Below are 11,973 nucleotides of genomic sequence, written 5' to 3'. Positions count from 1 at the left end.
GAGGTATCCCGCATGACCTTTGTTAACGATTATCCGAACTTCCCCAACTCCCCGGCCGCTTATCCCCAATCCGCTATTCCTGCTCCCTTCCCTTATTCCCACTACTACCACCTTCACCGCTCGGAGAGCAGTCCGGCAGGCCAGCAGCCGGCTGGCACTCCTTCTGCAACCGCCAAGAAGCTGGTCGATGGCCATATGAGTGCAAGCGTTGGCAGCGGACAGGGGCTGAATGTGCAGACCGGCGGGGAAGTTTTCGGCAAGCATGGTGCAGGTGTGAATGCAGGCGGACATGTAGCCAAAAATGGCGCAGGAATGTACGCAAACGGCCATTTGGGCTCCCCATCCTACGGAATACAGGCACAGGGTACTGCCCATCTGGATACAGCCCAGGGATTTGGAGTGAATACCGAAGCTAATGCCCTCGGCAAATACGGGATTAATGCGCAGGCTAAAACACAGATCGGCGGCGGACAGGGCGCAGGCTTTAATACAGAGGCTAATGTAGGAGGAGCATACGGGCTGCAGGCGAATGCCGAAGGCCATCTGGGCCTGAGCCAAGGCGCCGGGTTCAACACCGGGCTGCAGCTTGGCGGCGAAAACGGCCTGGGAGCTAAAGCACAAGCCCAGTTTGGCGGCGGTCAAGGCGCCGGACTCGGCATTACCGGCCAAGTAGGAAATTATAGCGGCGGATTAGGATTTGCGGTCGGCGGCAGCAAGGGCAATGAATCCACCAAGGACGGGGCCGAATAAGCCGTACAGCACGTACTTACAAGCATCAAAAAGGAGTATCTCCCAGCCATAATGAACGGCCCGGAGATACTCCTTCTTTAATTAAAATGCAGGCAGAAGACATTCAGTCAAAGCGGTGTCCCCCCTGCTTGCTCCGGTATTCAGTCGGCGACATGTGATTGCGCTTTTTGAACGCCTTGCTGAACTGGTACAAATCAGAGTAACCGCAGGCACTGGCTATATCCGACACGGAATCATCCGTGAAGCGGAGCCGGCGGACAGCATGTTCGTTGCGGAGCTGACCCAGATACTCCTTGGGGCTGCAGCCGTACCGGGATGCAAAATTTCTGCGCAAATAGACGGGAGAGAAACCGGTTTGCTCGCATAATTCGGTAATGCGCAGCTCTGCGGCAAAGCCTGTATCCAGATAGTCCTTTAAAAGATTGAGCGCTGCTGTTATACCCTTCTCCCTGCTCCCGGACTCTTCTTCCTCCGCTGCCTCGTGCAGCTCCTGAACCAGGCAGTGCCACACCGATTTCACCCGGGCATCCCGCACGGGATCCCCGGGGATCCACTGCCGCTCTGCCTCCTGGAACAGTCCGGCGATCCTTCGCATCCGCTCGCCTGTCAGCGGCATCAATAAAGGCAGCCGCAGCCTTTCAACTGGCTCCGGGATTCCCCATTCTTCCCCGGTTTTCTGCAGTGAAGCGCAGTCGAATAGCAGCATGGTCATCCGCAGCGGATGCGATCCGGAAGACTTCATATAGAGAGGTAACCCGGGCCAAAGGTATACGACTGTGCCCGCTTCCACTTCCAGCTCCTCTTCCTCGCACCGGAATACGCCTTCTCCGCTGTAGATGTAATACAGGGTATGGCCGGAAACGGTCTGACGGATATCCTCCCAGCCCGGCACGGCCGGCTTGGCCACTACCCAATGCAAATGTGCCGTCAAATTCCCCGCTGCATAATCCATGGCTCTTCCTCCCCCAACCATCTTGTATCGATTATGATAAACGATTCCGATTGTTTTTGCCATTGTCCCTCTGCCGCTACCAGTGCTACACTCCGATCATAAGAGGTATGAACTCTTCATACCCCTATCAAATGTATTGGAGATGATGAATTTGATTCGGACCTTTCAACAGCACAGGCTGCGGAATTCTCAGCTGCTTGACGGATTATGGGATTTCGTTTTTGACAAGGAGAATGTCGGGTTATCCGAAGAGTGGAACAAGAGCTTCCCGGCCAATCCCGGTCAGGTGCCGGTGCCGGCATGCTGGAATAATGAGCTCGGCAAATTTGAATACGAAGGGGTCGCCTGGTACCGGACCCGGGTAACACTGGAGGATGACAGCCATCTCCGCCTGCTGTTTCACGCTGTTCTGGGACATGCTGATGTATACTGGGACGGACGCCATTTAGGATACCATTACGGCGGTTACACGCCTTTTGACTTTACGGTCCCCAACGCAGCGGCAGGCGTCCACGAACTCATCGTCCGCACGGACAGTACGCTTACACTCAACACGATACCGTACCACATTGTGGACTGGTTCCATTACGGCGGTATTATCCGGCCTGTAGAGATGCAGATCCTGCCTGAGGTGTCCATTGAAGGCCTGCGCATCACCTACACTATGACCGGAGAATCCAGTGCCGGCGTCCGGGTGCTGCTGAACCTCCGCTCCCTGTCAGACCATGCTGCAGAGGTGCCTGTTTCTCTCTACCGCAACGGGGAAATCTTCCATTCCGAGACCGTACGCCTTGATGCCGGCGGAGTTGTGGAATTGAATGTGGAACAGGCCTGGACAGGACTTACCAGGTGGGAACCGGAGAATCCCGAGCTCTACATGATCCGTGCTGTAGCCGGCCGGGATGACAAGACAGACCGTATCGGATTCCGTACCGTGGAGACACGGAACAAGAAGATCCTGCTGAACGGCAAGGAGCTGTATCTGCAGGGGGTGAACCGTCACGAGGAGCATCCGGAGTGGGGCTTCGCTTTTCCCAATAAATTGATGACCAAGGATCTGGACATCATTCTGCAGATGGGCTGCAACACTGTGCGGGGATCCCATTATCCGCAGAGTGAATACTGGCTGGATCTGCTGGACGAACGCGGGGTGCTCTTCTGGGGCGAGATTCCCATCTGGGGTGCCGCATTTCCTGCGGAGCATACCGGCGACCCTATTTTTGTTAACCGGGCGTTGACTATGATGAGTGAGATGGTTGACCGTGATCTGCATCATCCTTCCATCCTGTTCTGGTCCGTTCATAATGAAATCGATACACGCTCCAAGCAGGCTTATGACTTGTCCGTCAAGATGACAGAGCTCGTCCGGAGCAAGGACCGGTCACGGCTTGTAGCTTATGCCACCATGCACCCTATGACTGATATCTGCCTGGGGCTGTTCGATGTAATCGGAATCAACTATTATGACGGATGGTATTTCGGACATGCCGGGTTTGAAGAGATGCTTGCCACTTTTCACGAGCGGTGCAAGGCGTACGGAGCAGAGGATACCCCTGTGCTTATGACCGAATTCGGCGGAGCAGGCATACACGGCGACTCCGGCTGGGAGCCGCGTCTATTCAGTGAAGACTATCAGGCGGAAATCCTCAGCAGAGCCCTGAAGCTCTTCCGCAGCGACACACGGATTAGCGGAACTTATGTATGGCAGTTTGCGGATACCCGGGGGCAGCTGCTCAGCTATCAGCCCCATTTCAGGGACCGCGCGCGCTCCTTCAATAACAAAGGGCTTGTTACCGAATACCGCAAACCCAAACTCGCCTACCGTGTGGTCAAGGGTATTTACACTGAATGTACAGACCCTTACAGTTGGGGCTCCACACTGAAATAACAATTATGTCGAGCCAGTTTAAAAATGATCACTGTACATTAAGTTTTGCCAGGCCCTGATCTTAAACATTGTAAGCCCATCTATTCAATGAATGATATCCCGCATTCCCTCCCTTACGTATACTCGGTGCAGGGAGAACGGCCCGCCGCAGATTCAATAGATTTTATTCTGCAAGAATGCAAGAACCGCTCCCGACAATATTAATTAGAATGGGGTTGGCAATTTGAACATGTCAATGCGCAAGAAAAAGACAGGCCGGCTGGTAACTGTTCTGGCCGTACTGACACTGGCAGCATCTGCAATGTCCGCATGCGGCGGAGGGGCGACAACAGCGTCCGACGAACCGTCATCCGGCAAACAGGGACCGGCGGAGCAGACGCAAAAATTAACGAAGCTGTCTTATTGGGTGGAACTGTTTCCGGACGCCGCCGCCATCATGAAAAGCTACGGGGAGGTTACCGCCTGGAAAGAAATCATGGCCAAAACCGGCGTCCAGGTTGAATTCCAGCACCCGGCGCAGGGTCAGCTTGCCGAGCAGTTCAACTTGATGGTAGCCTCCAATACACTGCCTGATGTTGTAGACTACGGATGGAACCTTTACCCCGGAGGAGCGCAGAAAGCAATACGGGACAAAAAAATCGTTCCGCTGAATGACTATCTGGATCATGCCCCCAATCTGAAAAAACTGCTCGATGCCAATCCGGAATGGAGAAAAATGAGCTCAACGGATGACGGCAACATCATTGGTTTTCCATTTATCCGTGAGGATATTACGCAGCAGGTATTTCTGGGGCCTGCGATACGCCAGGACTGGCTGGATAAGCTGAATTTAGCTTCCCCTACAACCATTGATGAATGGTACACCGTTTTGAAAGCGTTTAAAGAGCAGGATCCTAACGGCAACGGCCAGGCCGATGAAATTCCGATTCTGATTCCGGCGGGTGAATTGGCTTTTGCCGGTGCGTTCGGAACCCCCAACGACTTCTTTCAGGAGAATAACACTGTCAAGTACGGCCCGATTGAACCCGGATTCAAGGACTATCTGGCTACAATGAACCAGTGGTACAGCGAAGGACTGCTCGACAAAGATTTTGCCACCACCGACAACAAAATGAGGGATGCAAAAATAACCGGCAACCAGGTCGGGTCTGCGGTTCTGTTCCTTAACGGGGGAATCGGAAAATATATGGACCTGATGAAGGAAAGTCAGCCGGAATTTAAAATTGCCGGAACTGTTTACCCGACCCTGAATCCCGGCGAGAAGCCGGTATTCGGATACGGCGACAATGCTGTTACCGGCATCTTCACAGCAATCACCGGAAGCAACAAAAACGTGGTTGAGACGGTTAAGTTTCTCGACTATCTGTACAGCGATGAAGGAAAGCTCACTATGAACTTTGGTAAAGAAGGCGAAACCTACACGATGGTCGACAACCAGCCAAAATATACGGATCTTATCTTGAAGAATCCGGATGGGCTGCCGGTTTCCCAGGCTTTCAGAAAGCATGTCATGGGCGCCACATCTGGTCCTTTTGTACAGGATAAACGCCACTCGGAGCAGTACACAACCAAACCGGAGCAAAAAGCAGCCATGGAGCTGTGGTCCTCCCCTACACATGAGAAGAGAATGCCTCCGTCCACGATCGCTGCGGAAGACAGCAGCCGGTATGCGTCCATCATGACTGACGTGAACACATACAAGGACGAAATGATGCTGAAATTTATTATGGGAGCAGAGCCGCTGGACAAATTTGATGAATTTGTAGAAACGCTTAAAGGCCTGGGAATTGACGAAGCAATCCAAATCCAGCAAGCCGCCCTGGAACGCTATAACAATAGATAAACATGGCATACGTCCGGAATACGGAAAAAAGACTGCATTTCGCATTCCGGAAATTTTTTTGGGAGGGAGAATTCCATGCCTGAACTGGAGAAGAAGATGCAAGCCGCAGCAAGCACAGTCCCCGCAGACAGCAAGTGGAAAATCATTAAAAAAGACATGATCCGGAACCGCTATATTTACCTTATGCTTCTCCCCGTTATCGCTTATTACGGCCTGTTCCATTACGCACCGATGTATGGCCTGCTCATTGCGTTTAAGGATTACGGGATCGCGGACGGCATTATGGGGAGTCCCTGGGTCGGCTTCGCCCACTTTCAGAATTTTTTCGAAAACCATTATTTTTGGCGGCTGATCCGCAACACTTTAATGATCAATATGTATCAGCTGCTGATTGCCTTTCCCGCCCCTATCATTCTGGCTCTGCTGCTCAATGAGCTGCGCAGTGTTCTCTTTAAAAGGGTCGTGCAGACCATCAGTTACCTGCCCCACTTTATCTCCATTGTCGTCGTAGTGGGGATGATTGTCGATTTTGCGGCACGCGACGGTCTGATTAACAACATCCTCGGCATGTTCGGAGCAGAGCCGATCGCATTCCTGCAGGAGCCGGGCTGGTTCCGTCCTCTCTACATCTCTTCTGAAGTCTGGCAGGGAATTGGCTGGGGCTCCATCATTTATCTTGCTGCCATGTCTACTATTGATCCTTCCCTGTACGATGCGGCACGCATCGACGGTGCAGGCCGTCTGAAGCAAACCCTGAATGTGACCATTCCTGGCATTATGCCAACGATCGTCGTTTTGCTTATCCTTAACATCGGATCGATGCTTTCCGTCGGAAGTGAAAAAATTATTCTGATGTACAATCCGCTGACCTATGAAACGGCTGACGTTATTTCAACCTATGTATACAGAAAAGGGATTCTTGGTGCCGATTTCGGATATTCCGCTGCTGTGGGCTTGTTCAATTCGGTCATCAGCTTTATCCTGCTCACAGCCGCCAACACGGTCAGCAAACGGGTAAGCGAGAACAGCCTGTGGTAAAGGGGAGAAACGACAACAATGATCTATAAACGTACTCTCGGCGAAAGCATATTTAAGGGGTTCAACTTGTGTTTTATGCTGCTGCTTTGTCTGGTCACACTGTATCCGTTCATTTATATTGTTTTTGCTTCTCTAAGCAATCCTGCTGAAATCGCCCGGTTCCGCGGCCTGTTGTTCTATCCGCAGGGGTTCAGCCTGGATGCCTATAAAGCGGTGCTCGAAAACCCGATGATTGTAACCGGTTACCGGAACACGCTGTTCTATGTGACGGCAGGCACGGTCATCAACCTGATTATGACAACACTCGGCGCTTATGCGCTTTCCCGCCGCAACGTCTATTTCAAAAACTGGATTATGCTGATTATCGTCATTACCATGGTGTTCCACGGGGGGCTCATCCCGTCTTTCCTGCTGATCAATAATCTGGGGATGCTGAACACGCCTTGGGCGCTCCTGCTGCCCGGTGCCATCAGCTCTTTTAACTTAATCATTATGCGGACCGCTTTTCAAGGCATACCGGTGAGCCTGGAGGAATCTGCGCGCATTGACGGGGCGAATGACTGGGTGATTATGATGAGGATTATACTGCCACTATCCATGCCTGTCATAGCCGTTATGATTTTATGGTATGCGGTCGGGCATTGGAATTCCTATTTCAGCGCATTAATTTATTTGCGTGACCGTGAGTTATTCCCTCTCCAGCTGGTGCTCAGGGAGATTCTGATTTCCAACAGTACAGACAACATGATGACCGGAGCAGCGGCCGGTGACCGTCTGGATATCGGTATTACAATCAAGTACGCCACCATTATAGTATCGACTCTGCCTATCCTGGTCCTGTATCCGTTTCTGCAAAAATACTTTGTGCACGGCGTTCTGATCGGTGCGTTAAAAGAATAATTTTTAAGGGTTGTGGAGGAGACATGCTTGCTCTTTCCGAATTAGTAGGTTAACAGGGACAGGGCAAGTATTCATATTATCCAGGAGTGATCTATATTGTTCTCCATTGTTCGAAAAGTGAACGCCGGAAGCAGCAGAAAAAGCCTGTTTGTCAAGATGCTGGTATCCAATTTCCTGCTTATTCTGCTGCCCGTCATCTTATGGTTTGCGCTCTACACGAATAACGAACAAATGGTTAAAACTGACGCAGAACATTCCAACCGTGCCATGCTGGAGCAGCTTCGCCTTCATATGGACAGTAACTTCAAGGAAGTAGAGCAGCTGCTGCGGCAATTTATGCTCAACCCCAAATTACGTTATCTTCTGGAAAACGGCAGTGAAGATCTCTCTCAGCACTATCAGCTGGTACAGTTCACCAAAGAATATTTAACAGCGTATCCCAGTGTAGTCAGTAACAGCTTTATCTATGATTTTTATATTTATCTGGACCGGAGCCGTTCCGTAATTAAGCCGAATCTCGTAACTGACGTACAGAGCTTTTATAATTACTATTATCATTTTGACTCCCTCAGCTTCAAAGAATGGCAGGGACAGCTGCTTAGTTATCATAACCAGGCTTATCTCCCGGCTTCAGCTTTGCGGCATAGCGCCAGTGTTAACGAAGCTACTGTAAAGGTCATTCCCTTCATGCAGTCGCTGCCGGCTAATGAGCTTACTGATATCAAAGGCAACCTGACCATCCTGATCGACGAATCCAAAATACAGGATATGACCCGGCAGATTGAACTCGCTAATCAAAGCTCTATTTACCTTGTTACTCCAGAACATCAGCTGATCAGCAGCACACCCGGTGCAGCATCATTGCCGGATTCTCTTCTGAACAAACTGACATCCGGCTCGGGATTTTTCAACCACACATTGAACGGGCAGGATGTCATTGTATCCTATACAACTTCCAAGGAAGTCGGATGGTATTATATTGCTGCCATGCCCACAGAGCTTTATGCAAAAAGAATGAATGAGATGAAGTTTTTTGCATTTGCCGTTCTGTCCCTGTTCCTGTTAGTCGGAAGCATTGCCGCTTACCGCATTGCTTACAGAAATTACTCTCCGATCAAACAAATCATGGAAACGCTATCAAAGGGAACAGCCAAACCGCATCAGCCTTCCGTGAATGAGCTTGACTACATTATGGAGATGGTTAAGCTGTCCTGGAATGAAGAAAAGGATGTGAAACACAGACTGGCACAGCAGCTGCCCCTGCTCCGCTCTATTTACCTGCACAGGCTGATGCAGGGCTATTTCGAGCCCCCGAAGCAGCTGGAGCAGTCGCTGGAATTTATGGAAATTCATTTTCCGCATCCTGAGTTCGCTGTGATCCTTGTGCAGATCGACAGTCTGTCCACGTTCACGCCCGACCAGAGTGAAAAGCAATGGGCACTGGCCCGTTTTATTATCGCCAACCTGGCTGAAGACTCCCTTGTTGACCTTCAAGCCATTGTTCATCCGGTTGAACTGGAGAAGGACCGGCTGGCATTAATTTTGAATCTGGCGGCAGACCCGCCGGATCATCAGAGCAGCCGGATCAAGAGCACTTTTACCACGCTGCATGGATTGCTCGGGGACCGCTTTTACCTGAAGACCAGCTTTGCCGTCAGTATGGTGCACCAAGGCCTGGAGCAAATTGCGGAAGCATATTTGGAGGCCACCGCTGCCTTGGAATACAAGCTGATCAGCCGGGAGCAGTCCATATTTTATTTCCATTCCATCCGTCACGAGAAGCTGCATTACCAATACCCTGTCGAAACTGAACTGCAGCTGATCAATTGTATCCGGAGCGGCGACAAAGACCAGGTGGTCCTGCTGCTTACCACGTTGTTTGATATGAATTTCCGGAGTGAACGGATTGCTCCCGAACTGGGGAGATGCCTGCTGTTCAGCCTCTCCGGGACTTTGCTCCGGATCTTGAACTCGGATGCCCAGGCGCTGCGCAGATTCGGGGAAACCGAGATCAACCCGGTCCGTCTGCTGCTGTCCTGCAGATCCACCGACGAGATGTTTGCAAAGACTAAGGAATTGTTTGTGGCCGTCACCCAATCCTTTAAGCTGGAACGGCGTGACCACAGCGAACAGCTTCTCCGGCAGATCCAGCTGTACATCGATGAAAATTATGCAGACCCCAATATGAGCCTGAACCTTTTATCGGAACATTTGCAGATTACCTCACCATACATCTCGCAATTTTTCAAAAAGATGAGCGGCTGGAATTTCAGCGATTACCTGACAAGGGTCCGTATTAATCAATCCAAGAAGCTTATGGCGGACACTCAGCTGACCAACGCTCAAATCGCCAGTAAAGTCGGATATACAAGTGATACTGTATTTATCCGGGTCTTCAAGAAAGTAGAAGGTTTAACGCCGGGAAAATACCGGGAGACGGTTTCGGGGAGCAATGATAGGCAGGATTCAAGTAAACCTGTGTGTTAAACAATAAAAGTGTGCCACGTCCGGCAAGCATCACCGGCAGGCACACTTTTATAGATTGATGCCTTCGTCCGTCACTTCCCGTTTCCGCTTACCGGTTCAGCAGGCTTCCGACATATTTCAGCAGCTCATTGGCGCAGATCGGGCAGTAGTTATGCTCCTCGATCAGGCGTCTGCTGACCTCATTGATCCGTTTGAGCTGGCTTTCATCCGGTGTTTTGGAAGACGTGGTAATTTTGACGATATCCTTCAGGTCGGCGAACAGCTTTTTCTCAATTGCTTCCCGCAGCCGGTCATGATTGTTGTACTCGAACTTCTTTCCCTTGCGGGAGTAAGCGGAAATGCGGATCAGAATCTCTTCGCGGAAGGCTTTCTTGGCATTCTCGGAAATGCCGATCTGCTCTTCAATGGAACGCATCAGCCGCTCATCCGGCTCCATCTCCTCATCGGTCAGCGGATCGCGGATTTTGGTCCAGTTGCAGAAGGCTTCAATATTATCGAGATAATTTTCGAACAGCGTTTTGGCCGATTCTTCAAAAGAGTACACGAAGGCCTTCTGCACTTCGCTTTTGGCCAGAATGTCATATTCCTTGCGGGCAATGGAAATGAAGTTCAGATAGCGCTCGCGCTCTTCTTTGGTAATCGAAGGATGCTGGTCCAGACCGTCCTTGATCGCCCGCAGCACATCCAGCGCGTTCATGCACTGCAGATCGCCCTTGATCAGCGCACTGGAAATCCGGTTAATGACATACCGCGGGTCAATGCCGGACATCCCTTCATCCAGATATTCGGTCTGCATCTCCTTTAGATCGGCTTCCTTGTAGCCTTCGACCTCTTCCCCGTCATACATCCGCAGTTTTTTGATCAGGTCCATGCCCTGCTTTTTGCTCTCCTTCAGCCGGGTCAGGATGGAGAAAATCGCCGCCGCACGCAGTGCATGAGGCGCAATATGCACATGCTTCATGTCGCTTTGGGCGATCAGCTTGGCGTAGATTTTTTCCTCTTCCGACACTCTGAGATTATAAGGCACAGGCATGACGATCATGCGGGACTGGAGCGCTTCGTTCTTTTTATTGGAAATAAAGGATTTATACTCGGTCTCATTCGTATGGGCGATGATCATTTCATCCGCCGAGATCAGGGCAAACCGCCCGGCTTTGAAGTTACCTTCCTGGGTCAGGGACAGCAGGTTCCAGAGGAACTTTTCATCGCATTTCAGCATTTCCTGGAATTCCATAACCCCGCGGTTGGCCTTGTTCAGCTCCCCGTCAAACCGGTAGGCCCGCGGATCGGATTCCGAACCGAATTCGGTAATGGTCGAGAAGTCGATGCTGCCTGTCAGGTCGGCGATATCCTGGGACTTGGGATCGGACGGGCTGAAGGTCCCGATACCGACGCGCTCCTCTTCCGACAGCAGCACCCGGACAACCTTGACCTTCTCGATGTCGCCGCCGTATTCATTCTTCAGCCGCATCTGGCAGGACGGGCAGAGATTGCCTTCGATCCGCACCCCCAGCTCACGCTCGATTTCCGGCCGGAGCTCCAGCGGAATGAGGTGCAGCGGGTCTTCATGCATCGGGCAGCCTTCAATCGCATATACCGCACCTTCAGCTGTACGCGAGTACTGCTCCAGGCCGCGTTTTAACAAAGTGACAATGGTCGATTTACCGCCGCTGACCGGTCCCATTAACAGCAGAATCCGTTTGCGGACATCCAGACGCCGTGCTGCCGAGTGAAAATACTCCTCCACCAGCTTCTCCACCGCCCGGTCGAGACCAAATATCTCCTGCTCAAAAAACTTATACCGTTTGCGTCCGTTAATGTCCTCTACGCCGTGTGACTTGATCATGTCGTATACGCGGGAATGAGCCGTTTTTGCGGGAGAGGGGTCTTTTCTCAGCAGTTCTATATACTCCTTGAAGGTGCCGCTCCACGCCAAACGGTCGTTCTCAGCCCGATACGAAGCTATACGCTCAAATATATCCATTGTTCGCTGCCTCCTCTTGCGCTCCTACTTGCTCCACCAGCTTTAAAAGTGTATTACATAACTATGCGGGAACCCGGAATAGTTGACCTCTTTTTTGCTGTGCTATAATAGAGAATCGTTAAAATCAGGTC

The 11,973-nt window shown here is 51.2% G+C and carries 8 protein-coding genes; 6 read left to right on the top strand and 2 right to left on the bottom strand.

What is annotated here, in order from left to right; translation table 11 throughout:
* The first annotated feature begins 12 nt into the window (after nucleotides 1-12).
* Nucleotides 13-750, top strand: coding sequence for a hypothetical protein (locus tag C2I18_RS21150; protein ID WP_249897703.1), 738 nt, complete (start codon nucleotides 13-15; stop codon nucleotides 748-750).
* Nucleotides 751-853: 103 nt separating this feature from the next.
* Here C2I18_RS21150 and C2I18_RS21145 read toward each other — a convergent pair whose 3' ends face one another.
* Nucleotides 854-1,702 carry an AraC family transcriptional regulator gene (locus C2I18_RS21145; protein WP_249897702.1) on the bottom strand — a complete coding sequence of 283 codons (849 nt, stop codon included), beginning with the start codon at nucleotides 1,700-1,702 and terminating at the stop codon, nucleotides 854-856.
* A 142-nt stretch (nucleotides 1,703-1,844) separates the two neighbouring features.
* Between C2I18_RS21145 and C2I18_RS21140 the strand changes: the two genes are divergently transcribed.
* The 5 genes from C2I18_RS21140 to C2I18_RS21120 all read left to right on the top strand — a co-directional run bounded on the left by C2I18_RS21140 (nucleotide 1,845) and on the right by C2I18_RS21120 (nucleotide 9,858).
* The gene (locus C2I18_RS21140; protein WP_249897701.1) at nucleotides 1,845-3,590 is read left to right on the top strand and encodes a glycoside hydrolase family 2 protein; all 1,746 of its coding nucleotides are present in this window, start codon (nucleotides 1,845-1,847) and stop codon (nucleotides 3,588-3,590) included.
* A 229-nt stretch (nucleotides 3,591-3,819) separates the two neighbouring features.
* Nucleotides 3,820-5,433 carry an extracellular solute-binding protein gene (locus C2I18_RS21135; RefSeq protein WP_249902194.1) on the top strand — a complete coding sequence of 538 codons (1,614 nt, stop codon included), beginning with the start codon at nucleotides 3,820-3,822 and terminating at the stop codon, nucleotides 5,431-5,433.
* A 75-nt stretch (nucleotides 5,434-5,508) separates the two neighbouring features.
* The gene (locus tag C2I18_RS21130; protein WP_249897700.1) at nucleotides 5,509-6,471 is read left to right on the top strand and encodes an ABC transporter permease; all 963 of its coding nucleotides are present in this window, start codon (nucleotides 5,509-5,511) and stop codon (nucleotides 6,469-6,471) included.
* Nucleotides 6,472-6,489: 18 nt separating this feature from the next.
* Nucleotides 6,490-7,371: a carbohydrate ABC transporter permease gene (locus C2I18_RS21125; protein WP_249897699.1), complete on the top strand. Its 882-nt coding sequence runs from the start codon at nucleotides 6,490-6,492 to the stop codon at nucleotides 7,369-7,371.
* A gap of 96 nt (nucleotides 7,372-7,467) precedes the next feature.
* Nucleotides 7,468-9,858 carry a helix-turn-helix domain-containing protein gene (locus tag C2I18_RS21120; RefSeq protein WP_249897698.1) on the top strand — a complete coding sequence of 797 codons (2,391 nt, stop codon included), beginning with the start codon at nucleotides 7,468-7,470 and terminating at the stop codon, nucleotides 9,856-9,858.
* 88 nt (nucleotides 9,859-9,946) lie between these two features.
* Here the strand turns inward: C2I18_RS21120 and C2I18_RS21115 are convergent, their stop codons facing one another.
* Entirely contained in the window at nucleotides 9,947-11,842 is a 1,896-nt protein-coding gene (locus C2I18_RS21115) for a PrkA family serine protein kinase (RefSeq protein ID WP_249897697.1), read from the bottom strand.
* Nucleotides 11,843-11,973 lie beyond the last annotated feature (131 nt).

Source organism: Paenibacillus sp. PK3_47, from assembly GCF_023520895.1.
In the GTDB taxonomy this organism is placed as follows: Bacteria; Bacillota; Bacilli; order Paenibacillales; family Paenibacillaceae; genus Paenibacillus_AQ.
This window is presented reverse-complemented; position numbering and strand designations above follow the sequence as displayed.